The sequence below is a fragment of the Kribbella flavida DSM 17836 genome (assembly GCF_000024345.1).
Classification (GTDB): Bacteria; Actinomycetota; Actinomycetes; order Propionibacteriales; family Kribbellaceae; genus Kribbella; species Kribbella flavida.
This window is the reverse complement of record NC_013729.1, coordinates 5,096,279-5,120,522: the sequence shown is the minus strand read 5'-3', so window position 1 is coordinate 5,120,522 and position 24,244 is coordinate 5,096,279. Positions and strand designations below refer to the sequence as shown.

Below are 24,244 nucleotides of genomic sequence, written 5' to 3'. Positions count from 1 at the left end.
AAGTCCGCCGGCGACCCACAAGGGGACGGCCGGCGGAAGCGTCAGCGACGAGTGCTCAGTTGCGCATGTGTTTGCCGCGGGTGGACTTCGGTGGGGTGCGGTTCGCGCGCAGCTCGTTGGACGGGTCCTGGCGCACCGGCTGCAGGCCGCCGGTGCCCGGATCGGTGTCACCGATCTCGAAGTCCCAGCTCTCCTCGTTGGCCAGGCGGCTGTGCCAGCGGCCGTACAGGCCGTAGATCGCGAGCCCGAGCAGCATCCAGACGCCGAACTTCGTCCAGGTGCTCGTCTTCAGGTTGAGCATCAGCCACAGCGTCGCGGCCAGCGACAGCAGCGGGATCAGCGGCACCAGCGGGACCCGGAAGCCGCGCTCCAGGTTCGGCTCGGAGCGGCGCAGGGTCAGGACGCCGACCGCGCAGAAGGCGAAGCAGAACAGCGCACCGATGACCAGCAGCTCCTCGAGCTCGAGGACCTTCGGGTACAGCGTGAGCGCCAGCGCGGCCAGACCGGCCGCCGTCGCCGCCCGGGCCGGCGACGAGTACACCCGGCTGACCCGGCCAAGGCTCTTCGGCAGCAGTCCGTCGCGGCCCATGTTGAACAGAACGCGGCTCTGGGCGATCAGCACCACCATGATCACCGTCATCAGCGCCAGGAGTGCGCCCAGGTTGACCACGTCTGCGGCCCAGCCGACGCCGACCGCTTCCAGCGCCTCCGACACGGGCGCACCGCCGCCCAGTTGGGCGTACGGGCGCAGGCCGACCAGCACGACCGCCATCGCGATGTAGAGGATGGTGACCACGCCGACGCCGAGCAGCATGCCCTGCGGGACCGTCTTGCGCGGGTTCCGGGCGTCCTCGGACGCGGTGGCGATCAGGTCGAAACCGATGAACGCGAAGACGATCGCGCTCGCCGCGGTGAAGATGCCCATCACGCCGAACGACCCGAACGAGGAGTCCAGGATCCAGCCCAGCAGGGTCGGACTCGCGGTCGCCGGAGCGGCCCGCGCCATCGGCACGAACGGGCGGAAGTTGTCCATGTTGATGTGCGTCGCGCCGATCACCACGACCAGCAGGATCACCGCGACCTTCGCCAGCACCACGATGGTGAGGACGCGCGCGGACAACTTCGTACCGGTGACGATCATCGCGGTGAGCAGCAGCAACAGCAGCGGGGCGACGAGGTTCACCTCGGCGTCGGGCCCGAAGAATTGTGCCAGTCCGTCGGGCAGGGTGACGCCGAAACCGTTCAAGGTGGCGAGGAAGTACGCGGACCAGACGCGGGCGACGATCGCCGCTGCGGTGACGAGCTCCAGCACCAGCGCCCAGCCGACCAGCCACGCCCACATCTCGCCGAAGGTGACGTAGCTGAACGTGTACGCGCTGCCGGAGACCGGGATCGTCGACGAGAGCTCGGCGTAGCACGCGGCGGCGAGCAGGCAGACGAGCGCCGCGATGACGAACGACAGGATGACGGCAGGGCCGGCCACGGTGGCGGCCTGCTTGCCGCTGAGGCTGAAGATGCCGGAACCGATCATCACACCGAGGCCGAGCACGACGAGGTCGCGTCGGCCGAACAGACGTGGCAGTCGGTGCCGCGCCTCCTCGACTCGAGTGAACGCCGACTCGACCGGCAGGCGCCGGCCTACGGTCTGTCCGTTCGCTGAGGGGGCCATGGTCAGGGGTGCCTCCGTTGCTACTAGGGCAATCGGGCCGAACAGTAGTCGACCAGTGGGCTACGGACCAGCCCTTCTCTGTCTCGGTTCCGCGCGGTGGCTTGCGATGCCGCGACCGCTCCCGCATGGTCAGGGGATGGCACCGGACGACGTCAGCGCGGACCCCTCCGTACCGGAGGATTTCGCTGCGTTACTGGCTGACTACGAACGGCACCTGACGGCGGAGAGAGGCCTCAGCGAGCACTCGGTCCGAGCGTACATGGGCGATGTCGCCGATTTGATCGACCATGTGACTCGGCTCGGTCACGATGATCTGAGCGCCCTCGACATCCGCGGACTGCGTTCCTGGCTGGCCAAACAGCAGAGTTTGGGCAAGGCGCGCAGCACCATGGCGCGGCGGGCGACAGCGGCTCGGGTGTTCACCGCGTGGGCCCAGCGCACCGGGCGGATCGCGACCGATCCGGGGGCGTTGCTCGCCAGCCCCAAGGCACACAAGACGCTGCCGGGCGTGCTCGGGCAGGCGGACACGCGCGCCGTGCTGGACGCCGCCGCCGTGGCCGCGGACGACGGGAGCCCTGTGGGGCTTCGCGATCTGACGATCATGGAGTTGCTGTACGCAACGGGTATCCGGGTCGGCGAGCTGTGCGCGCTGGACGTCGACGAGGTGGATCGGTCGCGGCGCGTGGTGCGCGTGTTCGGTAAGGGGCGTAAAGAGAGGTCGGTCCCGTACGGCGTACCGGCGGCCGAGGCGCTGGAGACGTGGCTCGCGGTGCGGCCCCGGCTGGTCCGGGACGGCAGCGGGCCGGCCTTGTTCCTCGGGGCGCGGGGTGGACGGATCGACCAGCGGACCGTACGCCGGGTCGTGCACGCCCGGATCGGCGCGGTCGAGGCGCCCGACCTGTCGCCGCACGGGTTGCGGCACACGGCAGCGACGCACCTGCTGGAAGGCGGGGCGGATCTGCGCAGCGTGCAGGAGTTGCTGGGGCACGCGTCGCTGGCGACGACGCAGGTCTACACGCACGTCTCGAGCGAGCGGTTGCGCAGCGCCTACGAGCAGGCGCATCCCCGGGCCTGATCGCAGAGCCCCGGTGCAAGCCATCGGGGTGGTGGCGGGTAGCGGGCCGGGCGATGGGGCAGACTTCGGGACATGCGGGTTTCGGCTAAATCTGACTATGCGTTGCGGGCGCTGATCGAGATCACCCAGCGCTGGGTGGCGAACGACCCCTCCGTGGTGTCCGCGGAGGAGCTCAGCCGGGCACAGGGAATTCCGCACGGCTTCCTGCAGGGCATCCTGGCCGACCTGCGGCGCGCCGGGGTGCTGTCGAGCCAGCGCGGGCAGTCCGGCGGGTGGAAGCTCGCGGTGGATCCGAACGAGATCTCCGTCGCCGACGTGATGCGGGCGGTGGACGGGCCGATCGTGAGCATCTCCGGGGTCCGGCCCGAGAGCGTGGCGTACAACGAGCGGGCCGTGGTGCTGCAGCGGGTGTGGATCGCGGCCCGGGCCAGTCTGCGGGACGTGCTGGAGCACACGACGCTGATCGACCTTGCCAAGGGCAAGCTTCCGGCCGGGGTCGAGCGGCGGTCCAAGGACGAGGACGCGTGGCAGGCACGCGTCCCCGGGAGCTGAGCTCACGGTCAGTGGTTCCTGATCAGCACGACGGCGCCGAGCGTCGCCAGAGCACTGAGCGTGACGATTGCGGTGGGAGCCGCGGTGCCGTGACTTCCTGCGGCCGGCGCGGGCGCAGTTGACGGCGGGGGCGGTGGGGCAGATGCTGCAGGACCCGGGACGGAGCCGCCGGCGGTGAGCGCGGGGACGGTGGGCAGCAGGCGGACGGGCAGCGCCTTGAGCAGCACCTGTGGATCCAGGTAGGCCGCGTCCCGCCGGAGACCCCAGTGCAGGCACGGGGTGGGCGCGCAGTGCGAGGCAGCGGCCGAGAGGCGGCCGATGGGTTGCGCGCGGCGAACTCGGGCGCCCGGCTCGACCGACGGAATCACCGGCTCGTAGGTGGTGCGCAGGTCGCCGTGCGTGAGGACAACGACGCCGCGGCCCGCGAGCGGGCCGGCGTACGTCACGGTGCCTTCGGTGGGGGCGAGGACCTGCTGGCCGGGGGAGCCGAAGAGGTCCAGGCCGCGGTGGCCGGGAAGCCAGGGCTTCGGCGGTGGGGTGTAGGCGCGGGCGATCCGAGGGCGCGGCTGGAGCGGCCAGACGCCGTCCGACGGGACCGCGTCCGGGGCTGCCAGTAGTGGGGCGAACAGGAGTGGGTTCATGCTGTCAAGGTGCAGCGGAAACCGGGTCCGGGCCGCGGTGATCCGGAGCCTGTGGACAGGGTGAAGGCCGGTTCGACCGGGGGTGGGGTTTCGCGTAGACTTCTGGCGGCGTCCCACCTCGGTGGGGCGACTTCGCACGCCCGCACACACCCGAATCCCATCGGTCCCGGTTCGCCGGGGAGGGGTTCGCGCGGGCGTCAGGCGCGACGGACCGACCGGTCCGCCGCGGGACAACCGAGACAGCGCCACCGGACGAGTGAGCCCGGCCGGCGCGACAGGAGGAACACCTCATGGCCGTCGTGACCATGAAGCAGCTGCTCGAGAGCGGCGTGCACTTCGGGCACCAGACCCGTCGCTGGAACCCGAAGATGAAGCGCTACATCCTCACCGAGCGCAACGGCATCTACATCATCGACCTGCAGCAGTCGCTGTCGTACATCGACCGCGCCTACGAGTTCGTCCGGAGCACCGTCGCCTCCGGCGGCGCGATCCTGTTCGTCGGTACCAAGAAGCAGGCCCAGGAAGCGATCGCCGAGCAGGCGACCCGGGTCGGCATGCCGTACGTGAACCAGCGCTGGCTGGGCGGCATGCTCACCAACTTCCAGACCGTCAACAAGCGGCTCCAGCGGCTCAAGGAGCTGGAGCTGATCGACTTCGACGACGTCGCCGGCTCCGGTGTCACCAAGAAGGAGCTGCTGCAGAAGCGTCGCGAGCACGACAAGCTGCTCAAGACCCTCGGCGGTATCCGGGACATGGGCCGGGTGCCCTCCGCGGTGTGGATCGTCGACACCAAGAAGGAGCACCTCGCGGTCGACGAGGCGCGCAAGCTGAAGCTGCCGATCATCGGCATCCTGGACACCAACTGCGACCCCGACGAGGTCGACTTCCCGATCCCGGGCAACGACGACGCGATCCGCTCGGTCGGCCTGCTGACCCGCGTGGTGGCCGACGCCGTCGCCGACGGGCTGATGGCCCGCTCCGGCCAGGGCGCTGCCGCTGCCGGTGAGGAGCTGGGCGCCGAGGAGCCGATGGCCGCCTGGGAGCGTGAGCTGCTGGAGAGCCAGAACGCCGCGGCCGCCACCCCGGCTGCCGAGGCCGCTCCGGCTGCCGAGGCCGCTCCGGCTGCCGACGCGGCTCCGGCCGCCGACGCCGCCGCGGTGACCGAGGCTCCGGCCGAGCCGGCTCCGCTGGCCGAGTCCGGCGCCGTCGCCGAGACGGTCGCCGCGGCCGACGACACCCCGGTCGAGGGCACCGAGGCGCCGAAGACCGAGGCCTGATCCGCTTCCGGGCTCGCCGACCCCGGTTCCGAGCTCCCGGTTCCCGCAAGGGTCCGGGAGCGACGGCCGGGGCCGACGGCGGCCCGGACCGGACGCCGGGGCGACCGCCCCGGCACCAAGGCCGAAAGGTCCCGAGCACGCGGTACTCCGGTCCGGGGTACCGCAGGCCGGAACCCCAGGTCGTCCGACCGGCGCCACCCTCCACGGTGGCGCTCCGGCCGGGCGGCGACCCACCCGCTGACGCACCGACAGGACGAGAGAACGAGGAATGGCGAACTACACCGCCGCTGACGTGAAGAAGCTCCGCGACGCCACCGGCGCGGGCATGATGGACGCGAAGAAGGCGCTCGAGACCACCGACGGCGACTTCGAGAAGGCGATCGAGGAGCTGCGCATCCACGGCGCGGCCAAGGCCGCCAAGCGGGGCGCCGAGCGGTCCGCCACCAACGGCCTGGTCGCCGCCGCGGAGAACGCGCTGGTCCAGCTGAACTGCGAGACCGACTTCGTCGCCAAGAACGAGCAGTTCCAGCAGCTCGCGGCCGACATCGTCGCGCACGCCGCCGCCAGCAAGGTCGGCGACATCGAGGGCCTGCTGAGCGAGAAGCTCGCCGACGGCAAGAGCGTCGCGGAGAACATCGAGGCGCTGGCCGCGGTGATCGGCGAGAAGCTGGAGCTCGGCAAGGTCGCCGTCTTCGACGGCAAGGTCGCGGCGTACATGCACAAGCGTGCCGCCGACCTGCCGGCCCAGGTCGGCGTGCTGGTCGAGTTCGAGGGCGACAACATCGACGCCGCCCGCGGTGCCGCGATGCAGGCCGCCGCGATGCGCCCGCTGTACACCACCCGCGACGAGGTCCCGGCCGAGACGGTCGAGAACGAGCGCCGGATCGCCGAGGCGACCGCTCGCGAGGAGGGCAAGCCGGAGCAGGCGCTGCCGAAGATCGTCGAGGGCCGGGTGAACGGCTTCTTCAAGGAGGTCGTGCTGCTCGAGCAGCCGTCGGTCCAGGAGAGCAAGAAGACCGTCAAGGCCGTGCTCGACGAGGCCGGCGTCACCGTGAAGCGGTTCGCCCGCTTCGAGGTCGGCGCCTGAGTCGTCAGCGGTTAGGACGAGCACGCAACACCATCGACGAGGAGGCCGGAATCGTGACGGAAACCCTGGGTACCGAGACGAGTCCGGCCTCTTCGCCGTTCGATCCGGCCTACCACCGGGTGCTGCTGAAGCTGTCGGGTGAGGTGTTCGGCGGCGGCAAGCTCGGCGTCGACCCCGACGTGGTGAACTCGATCGCCAAGCAGATCGCCGAGGTGGTCAGGGCCGGCGTACAGGTCGCCGTCGTGGTCGGTGGCGGCAACTTCTTCCGCGGCGCGGAGCTGCAGCAGCGCGGCATGGAGCGCAACCGCGCCGACTACATGGGCATGCTCGGCACCGTGATGAACTGCCTGGCGCTGCAGGACTTCCTGGAGAAGCTCGGGGTCGAGACCCGGGTCCAGACCGCGATCACGATGGGTCAGGTCGCCGAGCCCTACATCCCGCGCAAGGCCGACCGGCACCTGGCCAAGGGCCGGGTCGTCATCTTCGGCGCTGGTTCGGGCATGCCGTACTTCTCCACCGACACCGTCGCCGCCCAGCGCGCGCTGGAGATCGGCGCCGAGGCGCTGCTGATGGGCAAGCAGGGCGTGGACGGCGTCTACGACTCCGATCCCAAGACCAACCCGGACGCGGTGAAGTTCGACGGCCTCTCGTACGACGACTTCCTGGCCCGCGGCCTGCGCGTCGCCGACGCCACCGCGATCAGCCTGGCCCGCGACAACGCGCTGCCGATCGTGATCTTCGGCCTGCAGGACGGCAACATCGCCCGGGTCGTGCGCGGCGAGAAGATCGGCACGGTCGTCTCACCCGGCCAGTAGCCGGGTTCACGGGTCAGGTCCGGCAGCCCACTGGCCGCCGCCGGACATACCCTAGGATCATCGACACGCGGACCGATGTCCGCGATCTGGTAGACCAGCGTTCGTAGGGTTTGAGCGGCCGCGCCGAGCGGCCCCGAGGAAGCGAGGAATGTCGTGATCGACGAAGCACTCCGCGAAGCCGAGCAGAAGATGGCGAAGGCCGTGGAGGTCGCCAAGAACGACTTCGCCGCGATCCGCACCGGCCGGGCCCACCCGTCGATGTTCGCCAGCCTGCTGGCCGACTACTACGGTTCGCCGACGCCGCTGCAGCAGCTGGCCGGCTTCCAGGTGCCGGAGCCGCGCACGGTGCTGATCTCGCCCTACGACAAGGGCGCGATGGCCGCGATCGAGAAGGCCATTCGCGACTCCGACCTGGGCGTGAACCCGGGCAACGACGGCTCGGTGATCCGGGTCGTGATGCCGCAGCTCACCGAGGAGCGGCGCAAGGAGTACATCAAGGTCGCCCGGACCAAGGCCGAGGAGGCCAAGGTCTCGATGCGCAACATCCGCCGGCACGCCAAGGACGTGGTGGACAAGACCGTCAAGGACGGCCAGGCGGGCGAGGACGAGGGCAAGAGTGCTGAGAAGCGCCTCGACGGGTTGACGAAGAAGTACGTCGACTCCATCGACGAGCTGCTCAAGCACAAGGAAGCCGAACTGCTCGAGGTGTGATGGGCGTCGACCAAAGCACGCCCGCGCCGAGCCGCGCCGGGCGCAACCTGCCCGCCGCGATCGCGGTCGGGGCAGGGCTCGGCGCGGTGATTCTCGGCTCGCTGTTCTGGCTGAAGTGGCTCTTCATCTTCGTGGTGCTGGCCGGCGTGCTGGTGGCCGTCGACGAGATGATCCGCGCGCTGCGCACCGGCGGGGCCGTCGTCCCGCGGGTCCCGGTGCTGGCCGGGTCCATCGCGATGCCGGTCGCGGCGTACTTCGGCGGGCCGATGGCCCTGCTGGCCGGGCTGGCGCTGACGGTGCTGGCGACGATCTTCTGGCGGATGCCGGGCGGGTCGAACGGTTTCGTCCGCGACGTCACCGCCGGGGTGTTCCTGATCGGCTACGTTCCGTTGCTGGCCGGGTTCGCCGTGCTGCTCGTGCAGCCGGAGAGCGACGGCCCGCAGCGCGTGGTGACGTTTTTCCTGGTGGTGGTGGCCAGCGACGTCGGCGGCTACGTGGTGGGCGTCCTGTTCGGCAAGCACCCGATGGCGCCGACGATCAGCCCGAAGAAGTCCTGGGAAGGTTTCACCGGCTCGACGCTGGCCTGCATCGGCACCGGCATCGCGTCGGTCGTCCTGCTGCTCGACGGTCCGTGGTGGGCCGGTGCGATCGTCGGCGCGGTCGCCGTGCTGACCGCGACGGTCGGCGACCTCGGCGAGTCGATGATCAAGCGGGACCTGGGCATCAAGGACATGTCGAACCTGCTGCCCGGCCACGGCGGTCTGATGGACCGGCTGGACTCGGTGCTGGCCACCGCTCCGGCCGTCTGGCTGGTGCTGCACATTCTCGTTTGACGCCTCGCCCGTCCGCGGGTTGGCTGGTGCCATGACCATCGCCCCGGACGGCCGCCCGCTGATCGGCGACCACGTGCGCCTCGACCGTTTTGTTGCCGATGACATCGAAGCCCTGTACGCCGCGATCGACGACGCACGGGTGTACGCCGCGGGCTTCGGCGGCGGACCCGGCGGGCGCCCGGCCGGCGTGGACGAGATGCGGGCCCGTTGGCAGCAGGCTGCCCCGCAGCGCGTCGCGTACGTCGTCCGGCTGGCTCGCGACTCGGAGTTGGGGGCCGGGGGCACCGTTGTCGGTACGACGAGTCTCGGCGACGTGGACCTCGCGAACGAAGCAGTCCACCTCGGCTGGACCGGCTACGCGCCCGCGGTCTGGGGCACGGTGGTCAACCCGGCCTGCAAGTTCCTGATGCTGCAGCACGCCTTCGAAGACTGCGGCTTCACCCGGGTGAAGATCCAGACCAGCCTGGTGAACACCCGGTCCCAGGCGGCGATCGCCAAGCTCGGCGCGACGCGCGAAGGCGTGCTGCGCCGGCACATCAAGCAGCCCGACGGCACCTGGCGCGACACCGTGGTGTTCTCGATCCTCGCGGACGAGTGGCCCGACGTCCGCAAGGGCCTGCTGAGCCGGATCAGCTGACGGTGGTCCTCAGCCCGGCCAGCTCCGCCAGCAGCCGGTAGGACTCCAGCAGGTCGGCCCGGTCGTAGGTGTTGGTGGTGATCAGCACCTCGTCGGCGCCGGTCCGCTCGACCAGTCCACCCAGCACCGCGTCCACCTCGGGCGGGGTGCCATAGATCTGGCCCTGGAGTGACTGCTCGAAGAAGCCACGCTCCTTGTCGGTCATCGTTCGTTGCAGGTCGAGCGGTTCCAGCGGCGGGAAGACCCCGCGGGTGCGGGAGTAGGCGGTGGACCATGCCTCGGGCAGGAGAAGTCGCCGCGCTGCCTCGGTCGTCTCCGCAACGGCCGCAGTAACCGCCAGTACGACGTACGGTCGCGCGGCCCAGCCGGATGGCGTGAAGCCGGAGCGGTAGCGCTGCAGCGAGTCGAGCAGGGCCGACTCGCCACGGGCACCGGCCATCACCAGCGGCAGCCCGAGTGATGCGGCGAGTTGCGCGCCCTCACCGACCGCCAGCACGTACGCCGGTACGCGCAAACCCTCCCCGGGGCGGGCATGGACCTGCGGGTGGTTCTGCTGGGTGCCGGTGAAGTAGCCCAGCAGTTCGCGGACCTGATCGGCGAAGTCGTCGGCGGCGTCCTTCTCGACGCCGAGCGCGCGCCGGATCCCGTTGGTGAAGCCGACGGACCGGCCGAGCCCCATGTCGATGCGGCCGGGGAAGAGCGACTCCAGGACGCCGAACTGCTCGGCGACGACGAGTGGCCGGTGGTTCGGCAACATCACGCCGCCGGTGCCGACGCGGATCCGCTCGGTCGAGGCGGCGACGGCGGCCGCGAGCACGGTCGGCGCCGAACCGACCACGCCGGGCACGCTGTGGTGCTCGGACACCCAGAAGCGGTGGTACCCGAGCTCCTCGGCCTGCTGCGCCAGCCGGACCGTGGCGCGCAGGGTCTCCGCCTCGGTCTCACCTCCGCGAGTCCGCGAGCGGTCCAGGATCGACAGAGGGACACCGCTGAGCGACGCAGTCATGATGCTTGGTTCAACCACCTCCGCGGTGGCTGCCATTCCCGCCGACCACGGCTGGGATACTGGGCGGGTGACCAGGCAGCCGCGGTTGGAGATCGAGTACTGCACGCAGTGCCGGTGGTTGATGCGGGCGGCCTGGACGGCGCAGGAACTGCTGACGACCTTCTCCAAGGAGTTGGGGGAGGTCGCGCTGATACCGGGGACCGGCGGGGTGTTCGACATCCGGCTGGACGGGGAGACGCTCTGGTCGCGCAAGGCCGAGGGCAGGTTCGCCGAGATTCCGGCGCTGAAGCAGTTGGTGCGGGACCGGATCGCGCCCGGGCGGCACCTCGGACACTCGGACCGGCGGGAGCCGGCCGCCGAGGCAGTGATGGGTGACACGTCCCCAAATCGGGACGTGAATTTGTGAAAGCGGTCGGCCGCGAGGGACAATCGAGGGCGATGACTACCTCCCTTCCGCTCGTTTTCGACGAACCGCGCCGTGCCAAGAAGCCGCCGCGGCACCTGGCCGACCTCAGCGGGGAGGAGCGCCGGGCGGCGGTGACGGCGCTGGGAGAGCCCGCGTTCCGGGCCAAGCAGTTGTCGAACCACTACTTCTCCCGGCTGGTCTCCGACCCGGCCGAGATGACCGATCTGCCCGCGGCGTCCCGCGACAAGCTGGTCGCCGAGCTGATGCCGCCGCTGCTCACCAAGGTCCGTGACCTGGAGTGCGACAACGGCCAGACCCGCAAGTCGCTGTGGAAGCTGCTCGACGGCTCGCTGGTCGAGTCCGTGCTGATGCGCTACACCGACCGGACCACGATGTGCGTCTCGTCGCAGGCCGGCTGCGGCATGGCCTGCCCGTTCTGCGCCACCGGCCAGGCCGGCCTGACCCGGAACATGACCACCGCGGAGATCGTCGAGCAGGTCGTCGACGGCGCCCGCGCGCTGTCCCGCGGCGAGATCGCGGGCGGCCCCGGCCGGGTCAACAACATCGTCTTCATGGGCATGGGCGAGCCGATGGCCAACTACAAGGCCGTGATCGGGGCCGTGCGCCGGTTCACCGACCCGTCGCCGGAGGGCCTGGGCATCTCGGCCCGCGGCATCACCGTGTCGACCGTCGGCCTGGTGCCGCGGATCAACCAGCTCGCCGGCGAGGGCATCCCGGTGACGCTGGCGCTGTCGCTGCACGCGCCGGACGACGAGCTGCGCGACGAGCTGGTCCCGATCAACAACCGGTGGAAGGTCGACGAGGTGCTCGACGCCGCCTGGGGCTACGCCCAGCAGACCAAGCGCCGGGTCTCGATCGAGTACGCGATGATCCGCGACATCAACGACCACGCCTGGCGCGCGGACCTGCTGGCCGAGAAGCTCGCGGCCCGCGGCGACTGGGGCTGGGTGCACGTCAACCTGATCCCGCTGAACCCGACGCCGGGCTCCAAGTGGACCGCCTCCGACCCGGCCGACGAGCGCGAGTTCGTCCGCCGTCTGCAGGCCGGCGGCATCCCCACCACCGTGCGCGACACCCGCGGCCAGGAGATCGACGGCGCCTGCGGCCAGCTCGCCGCCGCCAACAGCTGATAGACGCGCCGCCGGTCCGCCGGGTCAAGTGGCAGCGGGCGCACTTCGCCGCTGTGCACGCCTTCGTGTCCAGGTTGCAGGCGAGGGGCATGCCGAGAACGACCGCGGCCAGCTCCGCCCCTGGAACCAGCACGACGTTCGCCGTACGTGTCACGGTGGACAGCGCCCCGACAGTTCGGGCTCAGGCGGGCGTCAAGGCTCGGTTCGGAGGGAAGTGGCATGATCGAGCGGTGAAAATCCTCTCGATCCAGTCCGCGGTCGCCTACGGGCACGTGGGCAACTCGGCCGCCGTGTTTCCGCTCCAGCGCAACGGTGTGGAGGTGCTGCCGGTGTACACGGTGAACTTCTCCAACCACACCGGCTACGGGGCGTGGCGTGGACCCTTGATCAGCCCGGACGACGTGCGGGAGGTCCTGCTGGGCATCGAGGACCGTGGAGTCCTTCCACAGATCGACGTGGTTCTGTCGGGCTACCAGGGCGGTGAGGGCATCGCCGACGTGATCCTGGAAACGGTGCAGCGGGTGAAAGCGGCGAATCCCTCGGCGGTGTACTCCTGCGACCCGGTGATGGGCAATGCGAAGTCCGGGTGCTTCGTCGCGCCGGCGATCCCGGTGCTGCTGCGCGACCGGGTGGTGCCGGCAGCCGACATCATCACGCCCAACCAGTTCGAGCTGGGCTTCCTCACCGGCACCGAGCCGGACACACTCGAGTCCACGCTGGCCTCGGTCGAGCTGGTCCGCGCGACCGGACCGCGCACGGTGCTGGTCACCAGCGTCGAGCGCCCCGACCGCGAGGACGGCACGATCGAGATGCTGGCCGTCGACGACAGCGGCGCCTGGCTCGTGCAGACGCCGTACATCCCGATGAAGGCGAACGGCTCGGGCGACGTGACGGCCGCGCTCTTCACGGCGCACTACCGCCGGACCGGTGATCTCGCCGACGCGCTCGCCCGGACCACGTCGAGCGTCTTCGATCTGCTCACCCGCACCCACGAGTCGGGTGAGCGCGAGCTGCAGCTCGTCGAGTCGCAGGACGCGTATGCGAACCCGCGGATGCAGTTCACCCCTGAGCGCGTGATCTGACCTGCACCCGACGCTTGCGGCCGCCTAGCTCACCAGTCGGGCGGCCTCTTCGATGGTGTCGACCAGGCGGACCGAGGCGGCCATCGGACGGTTGGCGGCGAGGGTCTGGAGCAAGGGCCAGACCGGAAGCGTCACCGACCAGTACTCCACTCCGACCAGGATCATCGGCACCTGGGTCGCGACGTCGCCGTAGTAGTTCGGGGTGACGGCCTGGAAGATCTCCTGGACCGTGCCGGCGGCACCAGGCAGGTAGATGATGCCGCCGCGGGCCCGGCCGAGCAGGACGTCCTCGCGCTGGGCGTTGGAGAAGTACTTCGCGATCGACGAGGCGAAGACGTTCGGCGGCTCGTGGCCGTAGAACCAGGTCGGGATCGAGACGCCGCCGTCGCCGGGGAACTCGCGGCGCACCGCCAGGCCGGCCGCGGCCCAGGCGCCGATCGACGGGCGGAACGACGGCACGGCGGCGAGGGCGGTGAGCGCCGTGTCGACAGCGGCCGCGTCGTACGCCGCGAGCGTGGCACCGAGGTTGGCGGCCTCCATCGCCCCGGGTCCGCCGCCGGTCGCCACGGTCAGGCCGTTGCGGGCCAGGCTGCGGCCGAGCTCCACCGCCGCCCGGTACGTCGGGTTGCCGCGCTGGATCCCGTGCCCGCCCATCACGCCGATCCAGGGCCGGCCATCGGGCAGTTCGTGCAGCGCGTCGGCGATCGAGTGGTCGTGCAGCGCGGCCGCCAGGGTCCGGCCGGTGTCGCCCTTCTCGTCGTGCTGCCGCGACCAGGCGTAGATCTGCGCGTCCGGCGTCGCGTCGTAGCCCGCGTCGAGGCCGGCGTACAGCTCCTCGGCGTCGTACAGGCTGCCGCGGTACGGGTCGAACGGCAGTTCGGGAATGGTCGGGAAGATCAGGCCGCCGCCGTCGCGGATCCAGGCCGCGGCCGGTTCCGCCAGCGTGCAGCCGAGGAACAGCGAGCCCGTCGGGGCCAGCCCGAGCAGGGCCGCCGTCCGCCCGGACAGGTCGACGGACTGGACCCGCCAGCCCGCCATCGAGGTCGCTCCCGCGGCCAGGATCTCGTCGAAACGGGCGAGGGACTCGATGTCCACGTGCGGGATGCTCGGCTGGGTCACCCGAGCACCTTAATAGCAGAGGGCTGTCAGTCAGCACCGAGATGCGGTATTGCTAGGACATGACACATGCGGAGCTGTGGGAGCGTCACCGGGCCGTGATGCCGGACTGGTTGGCCCTGTACTACGAGGAGCCGATCGAGATCGTCAGCGGGTCCGGCCGCCGGGTCACCGACGGCGAGGGCAACCAGTACCTCGACTTCTTCGCCGGCATCCTGACCAACGCGATCGGGTACGACGTGGCGGAGATCTCCGACGCGGTCCGCGAGCAGCTGGCCACCGGGGTCGCGCACACCTCGACCGTGTACCTGATCCGGCGGCAGATCGAGCTGGCCGAGAGGATCGCCGAGCTGTCCGGGATCAAGGAGGCCAAGGTCTTCTTCACCAACTCCGGCACCGAGGCGAACGAGGCGGCGCTGCTGCTCGCCACCCAGCAGCGCCGGTCGAACCAGGTGCTCGCGATGCGCAACTCGTACCACGGCCGCAGCTTCGGCACGATCGCGATCACCGGTCACCGCGGCTGGTCCGCGAGCAGCCTGAGCCCGGTCAACGTGCAGTACGTGCAGGGCGCGTACCGCTACCGCAGCCCGTTCCGCGACCTGCCGGACGCCGAGTACATCAAGGTCTGCGTCGAGGACCTGCGGACCGTGATCGACACCACCACCTCCGGGGACGTGGCCTGCCTGATCGCCGAGCCGATCCAGGGGGTCGGCGGGTTCGCCTCGCCGCCGGACGGGTTGTTCGCGGCGTTCAAGGAGGTGCTCGACGAGTACGGCATCCTGCTGATCTCCGACGAGGTCCAGACCGGGTGGGGGCGGACCGGCGAGCACTTCTGGGGTATCCAGGCGCACGACGTCGTACCCGACGCGATGACGTTCGCCAAGGGGCTCGGCAACGGGTTCGCGATCGGTGGGGTGGTGGCGACGCCGGCGATGATGGACAGCCTGAGCGCCAACTCGCTGTCGACCTTCGGCGGCAACCCGATCGCCACCACCGCGGCGAAGGCGACGCTCGAGTACCTGCTCGACAAGGACCTGCAGGCGAACGCGGCCAAGCGCGGTGCGCAGCTCGCCGACGGGCTGCGGGGCATCGCCGACGAGTTCCCCGAGCTGGGGGACGTGCGGGGCAAGGGGTTGATGCTGGCGGCGGAGATCGTGCGCCCCGACGACCGCGTGCCGGACGCGGCGACCACGGCGAAGCTGCAGCAGGAGGCGAAGAACCGCGGCCTGCTGATCGGCAAGGGCGGTCTCTACGGCAACGTGCTGCGGATGGCGCCGCCGATGACGCTCACCGAGCCGGAGACCACGGAGGCGATCGAGATCCTCAGGGACTCGTTCAACACCCTTCGCTGAGCAACTGCACGCGCCGGCTTCCCACGGGCGAGCCGGCGCGTGGGGGTTCAGGCGGTGGGCGTCTGGTGGTCGGCGAGGACCTCGTCGATGACCCGGCGGAAGCTGCCGGCGGTTTGCGGGTCGGTGTCGATGGTTTCGGCCAGCACGATCAGGGCCTTCCAGAGGGCCCAGCCGCGGGCGCGGGACCACGTGCCGGCGTCCTGGGCGACCGTACGCCGGAACGCCGCACGGCTCTCGCCGGACAAGAGGGTCCAGGCGATGACCAGGTCGCAGGCCGGATCGCCGACGCCGGAGGTGCCGAAGTCGATCACCGCGGACAGCCGGCCGTTCTCCACCAGGAGGTTGCCGCCGGCGATATCGCCGTGGAACCACGTCGGCGGCCCGTCCCAGGTGCTCGCCAGCGCGGCCTCCCAGACCTCGGTGGCCGCAGCGGTGTCGACCCGGCCGTCGAGCGCGACCAGCGCCCGCCGGGTTTCGTCGTCGTAGTACGCCGGTGGTGCGCCCCGGTAGAAGCTGTGCGCTGCGGCCACGGGTCCGCCGGTCGCGTCACAGCGTTGCAGCGCGAGGACGAACTCGGCGACCGAGACCGCGAACGCCGCCAGGTCGTCGATCCGCTCCGGAGCGGCCGTCTCACCCGGCAACCACCGGCGGATCGACCAGTCGAACCCGTAGCCCTCACCCGGAACTCCCCGGCCGAGCACCTCCGGCACCGCGACCGGCAGCTGGGGTGCGAGCCGCGGCAACCACTCGTTCTCCTTGGCCACCGCGGGCGCGTACGCCGCCGCGGTCGGCAGCCGGACCGTCATCCCGTCGCCCAGCCGGTACGTGCGGTTGTCCCACCCGTCGACCTTCACCGGTTCCACCGGCAGCTCGGCCCACTGCGGAAACTGCGCCTTGACCAGCCGCTTCACCAGTCCGGCATCGATCCCGGCCCGGCCGTCGGCACCCACGTTCTCGACCATTCCCGGCAGTCTTCCGTCCTCCCGCCGACCCCCGCAACGCGTTTTCGCGACCCCCTGCGGCCAGCCTTTGCGTGACGCCGTCAACAGCTTGCCTCGCCCCGGAGACCGCCACACTGTCCGGCATGACGGCCGCCGACGACTACCTCTGGACCCAGCCGGACCTGCAGAACTGCGACTGCGTCACGATGGTGCAAGACATCGCACCGGACGAGCTGCTCGACCGGCTCGGCGCGACCGAGCGTGGTGGCCCGGTCGACTTCGCCGGGCTTTGTCAGCTGCCGCCGGACGGCCCGATCGTCGTCGGTTTCGAGGTCGAGGACGGCGAGGACGACGACTACGAGATCGGCCCGGTCCAGGAGGCGTCGTACGCCTTGATGGAGCACCTGACCGGCGTACGGCTCACGCCGGAGCTGGTCACCGCCACGATCTTCACCACCGGTCCCGTCGCCGGGTGAAGCCCGGACGCAGCAAGCCGCAAACAGCAATCGGCCCGGTCCGCAGGAGCCTCGGACCGGGCCGACTGGCGTCAACTCAGAGGGGTGCTTCCGCCGAGGTGGCGGACTCGGCGGCGGCCGGGGGCGGCCCGCCGGTGACCTTGCGGGAGCGGCGCGACCGGCCTTCGAGGTAGCGGGCCAGCAGCGACAGCAGCGAGCAGAGGCCGATGTAGATGACCGCGATCACGATGTACGTCGGGATGTACGGGAAGCCGAACTCCAGCCGGCCGCCCATCTGCTTGGCCACGTACAGCAGCTCGTTGTAGGTGATGATGAAGCCGAGCGCGGTGTCCTTCAGCAGTACCACGAGCTGGCTGACGATCGCCGGCAGCATCGCCCGGATCGCCTGCGGCAGCAGGACCAGCCGGACCACCTGGTTCTTGCGCAGACCGGTCGCGTACGCCGCCTCCCGCTGGCCCTTGGGCACCGCGGCGATACCGGCCCGGAAGATCTCCGCGAGCACCGAGCCGTTGTAGAGCGTGAGCCCGAACACAACCGCGTGGAACGGGGACAGGCCGAGCTCGAACTCCAGGCTGCCGTAGTAGAAGAAGAACATCAGGATCAGCAGCGGGATCGCCCGGAACAGCTCGACGACGAACGTCGCCGGCACCCGCAGCCACCGGTGGTCGCTGATCCGTGCGGCCGCGAAGACGGCGCCGAAGATCAGCGCCAGCACGGTCGCCGCGCCCGCGGCCCGCAGGGTGTTCAGCAGACCGGTCAGCAGCTGCTCCTGAATCGCCGTGTACTGGAACTGGGCCCACCGCCGGCCCTCGAACTGGCCGGTGGAGTTCAGCCGCAGCACCAGCCACAGGATGCCCGCGGCCAGCAGCGCCAGCACGATGACGTTGAGGATCCGGTTGCGCGCCTTGGCCCGCGGGCCGGGTACGTCGTACAGGACCGCACTCATCAGGCCACCGCCGTCCGTCGCTCGGCCCACCGCTGCAGGAAGACCAGGGGAATGATCAGGATCAGGAAGCCGATGGTGATCCACAGCAGCGTGAGCATCTGGCTCTCACCGCGCTCGGCCATCGCCGCCGGGATCGCGCCGGCCTCCAGCACCGAGAACCCGGCCGCGATCGTGGTGTTCTTGAGCAGCGCGATCATGATGCTGGTCATCGGCGGCACGATCGCCCGGTACGCCTGCGGCAGCACCACGATCGTCAGCACCTGCACGAACGTCATGCCGACGGCACGGGCGGCCTCGGCCTGGCCGGGCGGGATGGTGTTGATGCCCGAGCGGACCACCTCGCAGACGAAGGCGGAGGTGTAGACCGTCAGGGCGGTGACCGCGGCCCAGAAGAACGTCGGCAGGCCGAGCTGCATCTTGGCCGCACCGAAGAACAGGAACGCGAAGACCAGCGTCAAGGGGGTGTTCCGCAGCGTGTTCACGTAGCCGGTGCCGATCCCGCGCAGCACGGTCACCGGTGCGACCCGGAACGTGGCCAGCAGGGTGCCGAGCAGCAGGCTCAGGACGCCGGACACCAGGAACAACCTGAGCGTCGTCCAGAACCCTTCCCGGAACAGTTCCCAGTTGTCGGTGAGGACCGAGAGCATCGCGACCTTCCAGAGGAGACGGACAGCAGTCGGCTACGGCGACCCGGGCACGCCCGGAGCCGCCGTAGCCGAGGTGGATCAGTACTTCTCGAGCTGCGGCGGCGTGCCGGCCGAGCCGGACTTGCCGAGCGTCTCGTCGTACACGGCCTTCCAGGTGCCGTCGGTGAAGGAGGCCTCCAGGCCGGCGTTCACCTTGTCCCGCAGCGCCTTGTCGGCCAGCGGCAGACCGATGCCGTACTTCTCGGTGCTGAACGGCTTGCCGACCACGCGCAGCTCGTCGGGCGCGTTGGCCGCGTAGCCCTTGAGAATCGCGTCGTCGGTGGTGACCGCGTCGGTCTTGTTGTCCAGCAGCTGGGAGACGCACTCCGAGTAGGTCTTGAACTCGGAGATGTTGTTCGGCTCGGTCAGGCCCTCGTCCTTGACCTTCTGGATCGGGGTCGAGCCGGTCGCCGAGCAGACCTTCTTGCCCTTCAGGCCGTCCTTGCCGGCGTCCATCGAGGTGTCGTCCTTGCGGACCAGCAGGTCCTGGCCGGCGATGAAGTACGGACCGGCGAACGAGACCAGCTTCTTGCGCTTGTCGGTGATCGAGTAGGTACCGACGTAGTAGTCGATCTCACCCCCGGCGATCGCGGTCTCGCGGTTCGCCGACGGGATCTCCTTGTACTCGATCTTCTCCGGGTCGAAGCCGAGCTGGGCCGACACCATCCGGGCGATCTCGATGTCGAAGCCGCAGCGCTTGCCGTTGGCGTCCTTGTAGCCCAGGTTCGGCTGGTCGGCCTTGACGCCGACGACGGCGTTGCCGCGGGCCTTGATCTTGGCGAAGGTCGCGCTGCCGGGCACGTCGACGCCGGTGGCGACGTCGAACTTGTGCAGCTCGCCGCAGTCGCCGGTGGTGCTGCCGCCACCGCCGCCGGCAGCGGGCTCGCCGTCCTTGCCACAGGCACCGACGGTCAGCGCGAGCGCCGCGACGCCGAGAGTGGCGACGAGGTTGCGCATTCTCATTGGGGATCCCCTTCGTGTGTTTGGTGCGGTAACAACCGGCTGAGGAGCCGGCGGGGCGTCTAGTGCTTCAGGATCTTCCCGAGGAAGTCCTGGGCGCGCTGGGACGACGGGTTGGTGAAGAAGGTCTCCGGGTCGGACTCTTCGACGATCTCCCCTTCGGCCATGAACACCACCCGGTTGGCCGCGCTCCGCGCGAAGCCCATCTCGTGGGTGACCACGACCATCGTCATGTTCTGCCGGGCCAGGTCGATCATGACCTCCAGCACTTCCTGGATCATCTCCGGGTCGAGCGCCGAGGTCGGCTCGTCGAACAGGAGGACCTTGGGGTCCATCGCCAGCGCCCGCGCGATCGCGACCCGCTGCTGCTGGCCGCCGGACAGCTGCGCCGGGTACTTCGAGGCCTGGTTCGCCACGCCGACCCGCTCCAGCAGCTCCATCGCGCGCTTCTCGGCGACCTTGGGGTCGGTCTTGCGGACCTTGCACGGGCCGAGGGTGACGTTCTGCAGGATCGTCTTGTGGGCGAACAGGTTGAACGACTGGAACACCATGCCGACGTCGGCCCGCAGCCGGGCCAGCGCCTTGCCCTCGCTGGGCAGCGGCTGGCCGTCCAGCAGGATGGTGCCCGAGTCGATCGGCTCCAGCCGGTTGATCGCGCGGCACAACGTCGACTTGCCGGACCCGGACGGACCGATCACCACGACGACCTCGCCCTGGCCGATGGACAGGTTGATGTCCTTCAGCACGTGCAGGTCACCGAAGTGTTTGTTCACGCCCGTCAGGGCGACCAGGCCGGTCTTCACCGGAACGGTGTTCGTCGAGGTGCCGGAATCGCTCATGGCGTGAACCTAGCGGAGCCGGGGGCTGCCTCGCACGGCCCCCTGGTTCCACCGTGGTAACGATCTGCGACACTGACCCGCGGACTGTGACCGTTCGATCACAGCCCGCGCGCGGAGCGTCCGTCAGTGTCCGGGGCGCCTCGTTCCGCAGCAACCACCCGCAGCCAGGGCCGGTGCCGCGGGTGCCTGCTGGACGGCTGCCTCCACGTCGGCGAGCATCCGCCGCCGCGCTGTGGGCGAGATCACCCGGCCGCGGGTCACCACGGAGTGGATCCGCCGCGTGTTGGCGATGTCGGTCAGCGGGTCGGCGTCCAGGACGACCAGGTCCGCGACCTTACGCGGTGCCACCGAGCCCAGGTCCTCGCCCAGGCCGAGGAACCGGGCCGGTTCCACCGTCGCGGCGTACAGGGCCTGGCGTGGGGTGGCGCCGGCGGCGACCAGCAGTTCGAGCTCGTCGTGCAGCGCGAAGCCCGGCACCATGTACGGCGTACCGGTGTCGGTGCCGGCCAGGATCGGCACGTCGTGGGCGAACAGCTCGCGGACGAAGCGCTGCCGGTAGGCCCACAGCTGGCGCTGCCGGGCGATCTCCTCGGCGGGCCGGTTGGCCTTGTAGAGGTGCTCGATCGCGTACTCGTAGGTGCCGACGGCATCGGCGCTCAGGTACTTGCGGGTGGCGGGGTCGAAGGTGGTGTGGTCCGGCATGTCGAGTACCCGGTGCATGGTGAGGGTCGGCGTGACACGGGTCCGGTGGCGGCGCAGGGTGCCGAAGACCTGCGCAGCACGTGCCCGGCTGAAGCTGTTCGCCGCAATCCACTCGATCGGGTGCATCTGGCGGAACCAGCCGTTGTAGTCCCCGGTCGAGATCGAGATCGCCCGCTGCAGCCGGCGTACCTCGGCCTCGCGGCTGGAGACGGACAGCGCGAGCGCGTGCAGGTGCTCGATGCTGCGCTGGCCGGCGGCGCTGACCTGCTCGACCGGGACCTGGTCCGGTCCGTGGCCGTGCACGGTGAGCCCCTGCCGCCGCGCCTCGTCGAGAATCGCCCGGTACGCCGTGGGGCTGAGCCGCGAGTACACCTTGACGAAGTCGGCGCCCTCCGCCTTGACCTGTCGTACGGCGGCCCGCGCGCCGGCCTCGTCGTTCACCACCAGCACCCGCAGCAGGTCCGGGTCCCACAGGGTCGGGTCGCCGTCGATGATCTGGCTGCCGACCACCATCCGCGGGCCGAGCAGGGTGCCGGCGTCGATCCGGTCCCGCCAGTCGTAGACCAGCGGGTCGGCCCCGGCCATCTCCCGCACGGTGGTCAGTCCGTTGGCCAGGTAGAGCGGTGGCGAGACGCGCTCGCTGCCGAGGCTGTGCACATGCATGTCGGCCAGCCCGGGGATGACGAACTTGCCGGTCAGGTCGAGCTCGGTGGCGCCGTGCGGCACCGGCAGGCCGCGGCCGACGGCGACGATCCGGTCGGCACGGATGAGCACCGTCTGGTTGCGCGACCGGCGGCCGGTGGCGACGTCGATCACGGTGACGTGGGTGAGTGCGGTCATCCGGGTGGTCCCGGCGTCCGCGAGCGGCTTGACCAGCGCGACGGCGGGGGAGGAGGTGAAGGTGCCGCCCGCCACCACGGCGGCGGCTCCGACGGCGGTCCGGGCGAGGAAGGAACGGCGAGAACTGTTCATACCCATCACTATTCCGCCCGTGTGCGTCAGGGTCAGGGGTCGCAGTCCCCCCGCCCCAGGTAGGGAAAAGTCCACCCGCGGACGTACTCTTGGTGGCTGTTATGCGTACATACGAGGTCCGCACCTACGGGTGTCAGATGAACGTCCACGACTCCGAGCGCCTGCGGGGCCTGCTGGAGGACGCCGGCTACGTCCGCGCGCCCGAGGGTGACCAGGCCGACGTGGTCGTCTTCAACACCTGCGCGGTCCGCGAGAACGCCGACAACAAGCTGTACGGCAACCTCGGCCACCTGGCGCCGGTGAAGGCGAAGAAGCCGGGCCTGCAGATCGCCGTCGGCGGCTGCCTGGCGCAGAAGGACAAGGCCACCATCACCCAGAAGGCGCCCTGGGTGGACGTCGTCTTCGGCACCCACAACATCGGCGCGCTGCCGGTGCTGCTGGAGCGGGCCCGGATCGAGCAGGAGTCCCAGGTCGAGATCCTGGAATCGCTCGACGTCTTCCCGTCCACGCTGCCGGCCCGCCGTGAGTCGGCGTACTCGGCCTGGGTGTCGGTCAGCGTCGGCTGCAACAACACCTGCACGTTCTGCATCGTGCCGGCGCTGCGCGGCCGGGAGAAGGACCGCCGGCCGGGCGACGTGCTCGCCGAGGTCCAGGCGCTGGTCGCCGAGGGCGTGCTCGAGGTCACCCTGCTCGGCCAGAACGTGAACTCCTACGGTGTCGAGTTCGGCGACCGGTACGCGTTCTCGAAGCTGCTCCGGGCCTGCGGTGAGATCGACGGGCTGGAGCGGGTCCGGTTCACCTCGCCGCACCCGCGCGACTTCACCGCCGACGTGATCGAGGCGATGGCCGAGACGCCGAACGTGATGCCCTCGCTGCACATGCCGCTGCAGTCGGGCTCGGACCGGATCCTGAAGACGATGCGCCGGTCCTACCGCCGCGACCGCTACCTGAAGATCATCTCCGACGTGCGCGCGGCGATGCCGGACGCCGCGATCACCACCGACATCATCGTCGGCTTCCCCGGCGAGACCGAGCAGGACTTCCAGGGCACGCTCGACGTGGTCCGGCAGGCCCGGTTCGCCGGCGCGTTCACCTTCCAGTACTCGAAGCGCCCCGGGACGCCGGCCGAGTCGATGGAGGACCAGGTGCCGCGCGAGGTGGTCCAGGAGCGGTACGAGCGGCTCGTCGCGCTGCAGGACGAGATGGCCTGGAGCGAGAACAAGGCGATCGTCGGCCGCTCGCTCGAGGTGCTGGTGGCCGAGGGCGAGGGGCGCAAGGACGCCGCCACCCACCGGCTGTCCGGCCGGGCCCGCGACAACCGGCTGGTCCACTTCGCGCTGCCCGAGGGGGTCGAGCCGCCGCGGCCCGGTGACCTGGCGACCGTCGAGGTCACCTACGGCGCACCGCACCACCTGGTCGCCGACGTGTTCGGATCAGTACGCCGTACGCGGGCGGGCGACGCCTGGGAGCGGGCGCAGGACGCGCCGTCCTCGTCGGCTGCGCCCGGCGTGATGCTCGGCATGCCCGTGATCGGCAAGCCGGCCCCGCTGGCGCCGGTCGCGAGCGCCTGCCAGGTCAACTGATGCTGCCGCCCGGGGCGGAGCCGTTCGCCTCGGGCCGGGACGCGGACGTCTACGCGCTCGACGACGACTGGGTGCTGCGCCGGTACCGCAACGGGCACCCGGTCGGCGACGAGGCGGAGTACATGCGGTGGGTCGGCAAGTACGACTACCCGGTGCCCGCGGTTCGGCAGGTGGACGGTGCGGATCTGGTGATCCAGCGCCTGACCGGTCCCACCCTCGCCGAGGCCGCTGTCACCGGAAGGCTCGCACCGGCCGAGCTCGGTGAGCTGCACGCCGATCTGCACCGCCGGCTGCAGGCGATCCCCGCGCCCAGCGGCACAAAGGGTCTGGTCGTCGTGCACGGCGACCTGCATCCCGAGAACGTCATCCTGACTTCCGACGGCCCGGTCGTGATCGACTGGTGCAACGCGACGGAAGGTCCCGCGGCATACGACGTGGCGATGACCGCGATCATCTTCGCCCAGGTCGCCCTCGATCCGGCGTACGCCGAGATCTCGCCGCTGCTGCGCGAGGCGCTGCGCAGCTACCTGGCCCACTCGATCGATCCCACCCCGCAGCTGCCGGCCGCGCTGGCCGAGCGCGGCCGCAACACGACGCTGACCGCCGAGGAGCTGGCCCTGCTCCCGGCGCAGGACCAGCTCATCCGCTCGCTGCTCTAGGGTGCCTCCACGCGTTCGCTGACGAGGCAGGAACTGTCGAGGTGGTTGCCCCCGGCATCAGGAACGCCGT

At 70.4% G+C, this 24,244-nt stretch carries 25 protein-coding genes; 15 read left to right on the top strand and 10 right to left on the bottom strand.

Features of this window, described 5'->3' with window-relative positions; all coding sequences use genetic code 11:
* Positions 1 to 55: 55 nt before the first annotated feature.
* On the bottom strand, positions 56 to 1,669 hold the full coding sequence (locus KFLA_RS23530; protein ID WP_012922320.1) for an APC family permease: 1,614 nt from the start codon (positions 1,667 to 1,669) through the stop codon (positions 56 to 58).
* A 136-nt stretch (positions 1,670 to 1,805) separates the two neighbouring features.
* On the opposite strand from KFLA_RS23530, the gene KFLA_RS23525 reads away from it, so the two are divergent.
* The gene (locus tag KFLA_RS23525) at positions 1,806 to 2,744 is read left to right on the top strand and encodes a tyrosine recombinase XerC (RefSeq protein WP_012922319.1); all 939 of its coding nucleotides are present in this window, start codon (positions 1,806 to 1,808) and stop codon (positions 2,742 to 2,744) included.
* Between the two features lie 72 nt (positions 2,745 to 2,816).
* Positions 2,817 to 3,296, top strand: a complete 480-nt coding sequence (locus KFLA_RS23520; protein WP_012922318.1) for an RrF2 family transcriptional regulator — start codon at positions 2,817 to 2,819, stop codon at positions 3,294 to 3,296.
* Positions 3,297 to 3,304: 8 nt separating this feature from the next.
* On the opposite strand, the gene KFLA_RS23515 is transcribed toward KFLA_RS23520, so the two are convergent.
* Positions 3,305 to 3,937: a M23 family metallopeptidase gene (locus tag KFLA_RS23515; RefSeq protein WP_049797420.1), complete on the bottom strand. Its 633-nt coding sequence runs from the start codon at positions 3,935 to 3,937 to the stop codon at positions 3,305 to 3,307.
* 290 nt (positions 3,938 to 4,227) lie between these two features.
* Here KFLA_RS23515 and rpsB point away from each other — a divergent pair, with 290 nt between their 5' ends.
* The 6 genes from rpsB to KFLA_RS23485 all read left to right on the top strand — a co-directional run bounded on the left by rpsB (position 4,228) and on the right by KFLA_RS23485 (position 9,297).
* Positions 4,228 to 5,214 carry a 30S ribosomal protein S2 gene (rpsB, locus tag KFLA_RS23510; RefSeq protein WP_012922316.1) on the top strand — a complete coding sequence of 329 codons (987 nt, stop codon included), beginning with the start codon at positions 4,228 to 4,230 and terminating at the stop codon, positions 5,212 to 5,214.
* Positions 5,215 to 5,482: 268 nt separating this feature from the next.
* The gene (gene tsf, locus KFLA_RS23505) at positions 5,483 to 6,301 is read left to right on the top strand and encodes a translation elongation factor Ts (RefSeq protein ID WP_012922315.1); all 819 of its coding nucleotides are present in this window, start codon (positions 5,483 to 5,485) and stop codon (positions 6,299 to 6,301) included.
* Between the two features lie 53 nt (positions 6,302 to 6,354).
* Positions 6,355 to 7,116 (top strand): UMP kinase, encoded by a 762-nt coding sequence (gene pyrH / locus KFLA_RS23500; RefSeq protein ID WP_012922314.1) that lies wholly within the window; start codon positions 6,355 to 6,357, stop codon positions 7,114 to 7,116.
* Positions 7,117 to 7,272: 156 nt separating this feature from the next.
* Positions 7,273 to 7,827 carry a ribosome recycling factor gene (frr, locus tag KFLA_RS23495; RefSeq protein WP_202797265.1) on the top strand — a complete coding sequence of 185 codons (555 nt, stop codon included), beginning with the start codon at positions 7,273 to 7,275 and terminating at the stop codon, positions 7,825 to 7,827.
* Positions 7,827 to 8,660, top strand: a complete 834-nt coding sequence (locus KFLA_RS23490; RefSeq protein ID WP_012922312.1) for a phosphatidate cytidylyltransferase — start codon at positions 7,827 to 7,829, stop codon at positions 8,658 to 8,660. The genes frr and KFLA_RS23490 overlap by 1 nt, the downstream gene beginning before the upstream one ends.
* 31 nt (positions 8,661 to 8,691) lie before the next feature.
* Positions 8,692 to 9,297 carry a GNAT family N-acetyltransferase gene (locus tag KFLA_RS23485; protein ID WP_012922311.1) on the top strand — a complete coding sequence of 202 codons (606 nt, stop codon included), beginning with the start codon at positions 8,692 to 8,694 and terminating at the stop codon, positions 9,295 to 9,297.
* On the opposite strand, the gene KFLA_RS23480 is transcribed toward KFLA_RS23485, so the two are convergent.
* A complete protein-coding gene (locus KFLA_RS23480) occupies positions 9,290 to 10,303 on the bottom strand; it encodes an LLM class flavin-dependent oxidoreductase (protein WP_012922310.1) in 1,014 nt (337 codons plus the stop codon). The two genes, KFLA_RS23485 and KFLA_RS23480, sit on opposite strands and share 8 nt — an antisense overlap.
* A 67-nt stretch (positions 10,304 to 10,370) precedes the next feature.
* Between KFLA_RS23480 and KFLA_RS23475 the strand changes: the two genes are divergently transcribed.
* From KFLA_RS23475 to pdxY, 3 genes are all read left to right on the top strand, one after another.
* Positions 10,371 to 10,709 carry an Rdx family protein gene (locus KFLA_RS23475; protein WP_012922309.1) on the top strand — a complete coding sequence of 113 codons (339 nt, stop codon included), beginning with the start codon at positions 10,371 to 10,373 and terminating at the stop codon, positions 10,707 to 10,709.
* A 32-nt stretch (positions 10,710 to 10,741) separates the two neighbouring features.
* Complete coding sequence (rlmN, locus tag KFLA_RS23470) at positions 10,742 to 11,860, top strand: dual-specificity RNA methyltransferase RlmN (protein ID WP_012922308.1); 1,119 nt, start codon at positions 10,742 to 10,744, stop codon at positions 11,858 to 11,860.
* A 230-nt stretch (positions 11,861 to 12,090) separates the two neighbouring features.
* On the top strand, positions 12,091 to 12,942 hold the full coding sequence (gene pdxY / locus KFLA_RS23465) for a pyridoxal kinase PdxY (protein WP_012922307.1): 852 nt from the start codon (positions 12,091 to 12,093) through the stop codon (positions 12,940 to 12,942).
* Between the two features lie 24 nt (positions 12,943 to 12,966).
* Here the strand turns inward: pdxY and KFLA_RS23460 are convergent, their stop codons facing one another.
* On the bottom strand, positions 12,967 to 14,061 hold the full coding sequence (locus KFLA_RS23460; protein WP_012922306.1) for an LOG family protein: 1,095 nt from the start codon (positions 14,059 to 14,061) through the stop codon (positions 12,967 to 12,969).
* Between the two features lie 59 nt (positions 14,062 to 14,120).
* Here KFLA_RS23460 and KFLA_RS23455 point away from each other — a divergent pair, with 59 nt between their 5' ends.
* A complete protein-coding gene (locus KFLA_RS23455; RefSeq protein WP_012922305.1) occupies positions 14,121 to 15,410 on the top strand; it encodes an aspartate aminotransferase family protein in 1,290 nt (429 codons plus the stop codon).
* 47 nt (positions 15,411 to 15,457) lie between these two features.
* On the opposite strand, the gene KFLA_RS23450 is transcribed toward KFLA_RS23455, so the two are convergent.
* Positions 15,458 to 16,372 (bottom strand): aminoglycoside phosphotransferase family protein, encoded by a 915-nt coding sequence (locus tag KFLA_RS23450; RefSeq protein WP_012922304.1) that lies wholly within the window; start codon positions 16,370 to 16,372, stop codon positions 15,458 to 15,460.
* Between the two features lie 122 nt (positions 16,373 to 16,494).
* On the opposite strand from KFLA_RS23450, the gene KFLA_RS23445 reads away from it, so the two are divergent.
* Entirely contained in the window at positions 16,495 to 16,827 is a 333-nt protein-coding gene (locus KFLA_RS23445; protein ID WP_012922303.1) for a DUF6461 domain-containing protein, read from the top strand.
* Positions 16,828 to 16,903: 76 nt separating this feature from the next.
* Here the strand turns inward: KFLA_RS23445 and KFLA_RS23440 are convergent, their stop codons facing one another.
* From KFLA_RS23440 to KFLA_RS23420, 5 genes are all read right to left on the bottom strand, one after another.
* Positions 16,904 to 17,773, bottom strand: coding sequence for an amino acid ABC transporter permease (locus KFLA_RS23440; protein WP_012922302.1), 870 nt, complete (start codon positions 17,771 to 17,773; stop codon positions 16,904 to 16,906).
* Positions 17,773 to 18,420 carry an amino acid ABC transporter permease gene (locus tag KFLA_RS23435; protein WP_012922301.1) on the bottom strand — a complete coding sequence of 216 codons (648 nt, stop codon included), beginning with the start codon at positions 18,418 to 18,420 and terminating at the stop codon, positions 17,773 to 17,775. The genes KFLA_RS23440 and KFLA_RS23435 overlap by 1 nt, the downstream gene beginning before the upstream one ends.
* A gap of 78 nt (positions 18,421 to 18,498) precedes the next feature.
* Positions 18,499 to 19,422, bottom strand: coding sequence for a glutamate ABC transporter substrate-binding protein (locus KFLA_RS23430; RefSeq protein WP_012922300.1), 924 nt, complete (start codon positions 19,420 to 19,422; stop codon positions 18,499 to 18,501).
* A 59-nt stretch (positions 19,423 to 19,481) separates the two neighbouring features.
* Positions 19,482 to 20,210, bottom strand: coding sequence for an amino acid ABC transporter ATP-binding protein (locus KFLA_RS23425; RefSeq protein ID WP_202797262.1), 729 nt, complete (start codon positions 20,208 to 20,210; stop codon positions 19,482 to 19,484).
* A 171-nt stretch (positions 20,211 to 20,381) separates the two neighbouring features.
* Complete coding sequence (locus KFLA_RS23420; RefSeq protein ID WP_148256718.1) at positions 20,382 to 21,932, bottom strand: amidohydrolase family protein; 1,551 nt, start codon at positions 21,930 to 21,932, stop codon at positions 20,382 to 20,384.
* Positions 21,933 to 22,033: 101 nt separating this feature from the next.
* Between KFLA_RS23420 and miaB the strand changes: the two genes are divergently transcribed.
* Together miaB and KFLA_RS23410 are read left to right on the top strand one after the other, a co-directional pair.
* On the top strand, positions 22,034 to 23,515 hold the full coding sequence (miaB, locus tag KFLA_RS23415) for a tRNA (N6-isopentenyl adenosine(37)-C2)-methylthiotransferase MiaB (protein ID WP_063822788.1): 1,482 nt from the start codon (positions 22,034 to 22,036) through the stop codon (positions 23,513 to 23,515).
* The gene (locus KFLA_RS23410) at positions 23,515 to 24,174 is read left to right on the top strand and encodes a phosphotransferase (RefSeq protein ID WP_012922296.1); all 660 of its coding nucleotides are present in this window, start codon (positions 23,515 to 23,517) and stop codon (positions 24,172 to 24,174) included. Before miaB ends, KFLA_RS23410 begins: the two co-directional genes overlap by 1 nt.
* Positions 24,175 to 24,244: the final 70 nt, after the last annotated feature.

Excerpts from the sequence above, each read along its gene's own strand:
- KFLA_RS23530 (WP_012922320.1), bottom strand. The coding sequence starts at position 1,669 with ATGGCCCCCTCAGCGAACGGACAGACCGTAGGCCGGCGCCTGCCGGTC.
- KFLA_RS23525 (WP_012922319.1), top strand. The coding sequence starts at position 1,806 with ATGGCACCGGACGACGTCAGCGCGGACCCCTCCGTACCGGAGGATTTC.
- KFLA_RS23520 (WP_012922318.1), top strand. The coding sequence starts at position 2,817 with ATGCGGGTTTCGGCTAAATCTGACTATGCGTTGCGGGCGCTGATCGAG.
- KFLA_RS23515 (WP_049797420.1), bottom strand. The coding sequence starts at position 3,937 with ATGAACCCACTCCTGTTCGCCCCACTACTGGCAGCCCCGGACGCGGTC.
- rpsB (WP_012922316.1), top strand. The coding sequence starts at position 4,228 with ATGGCCGTCGTGACCATGAAGCAGCTGCTCGAGAGCGGCGTGCACTTC.
- tsf (WP_012922315.1), top strand. The coding sequence starts at position 5,483 with ATGGCGAACTACACCGCCGCTGACGTGAAGAAGCTCCGCGACGCCACC.
- KFLA_RS23490 (WP_012922312.1), top strand. The coding sequence starts at position 7,827 with ATGGGCGTCGACCAAAGCACGCCCGCGCCGAGCCGCGCCGGGCGCAAC.
- KFLA_RS23485 (WP_012922311.1), top strand. The coding sequence starts at position 8,692 with ATGACCATCGCCCCGGACGGCCGCCCGCTGATCGGCGACCACGTGCGC.
- KFLA_RS23480 (WP_012922310.1), bottom strand. The coding sequence starts at position 10,303 with ATGACTGCGTCGCTCAGCGGTGTCCCTCTGTCGATCCTGGACCGCTCG.
- rlmN (WP_012922308.1), top strand. The coding sequence starts at position 10,742 with ATGACTACCTCCCTTCCGCTCGTTTTCGACGAACCGCGCCGTGCCAAG.
- KFLA_RS23455 (WP_012922305.1), top strand. The coding sequence starts at position 14,121 with ATGACACATGCGGAGCTGTGGGAGCGTCACCGGGCCGTGATGCCGGAC.
- KFLA_RS23450 (WP_012922304.1), bottom strand. The coding sequence starts at position 16,372 with ATGGTCGAGAACGTGGGTGCCGACGGCCGGGCCGGGATCGATGCCGGA.
- KFLA_RS23445 (WP_012922303.1), top strand. The coding sequence starts at position 16,495 with ATGACGGCCGCCGACGACTACCTCTGGACCCAGCCGGACCTGCAGAAC.
- KFLA_RS23440 (WP_012922302.1), bottom strand. The coding sequence starts at position 17,773 with ATGAGTGCGGTCCTGTACGACGTACCCGGCCCGCGGGCCAAGGCGCGC.
- KFLA_RS23435 (WP_012922301.1), bottom strand. The coding sequence starts at position 18,420 with ATGCTCTCGGTCCTCACCGACAACTGGGAACTGTTCCGGGAAGGGTTC.
- KFLA_RS23430 (WP_012922300.1), bottom strand. The coding sequence starts at position 19,422 with ATGAGAATGCGCAACCTCGTCGCCACTCTCGGCGTCGCGGCGCTCGCG.
- KFLA_RS23420 (WP_148256718.1), bottom strand. The coding sequence starts at position 21,932 with ATGAACAGTTCTCGCCGTTCCTTCCTCGCCCGGACCGCCGTCGGAGCC.
- miaB (WP_063822788.1), top strand. The coding sequence starts at position 22,034 with ATGCGTACATACGAGGTCCGCACCTACGGGTGTCAGATGAACGTCCAC.
- KFLA_RS23410 (WP_012922296.1), top strand. The coding sequence starts at position 23,515 with ATGCTGCCGCCCGGGGCGGAGCCGTTCGCCTCGGGCCGGGACGCGGAC.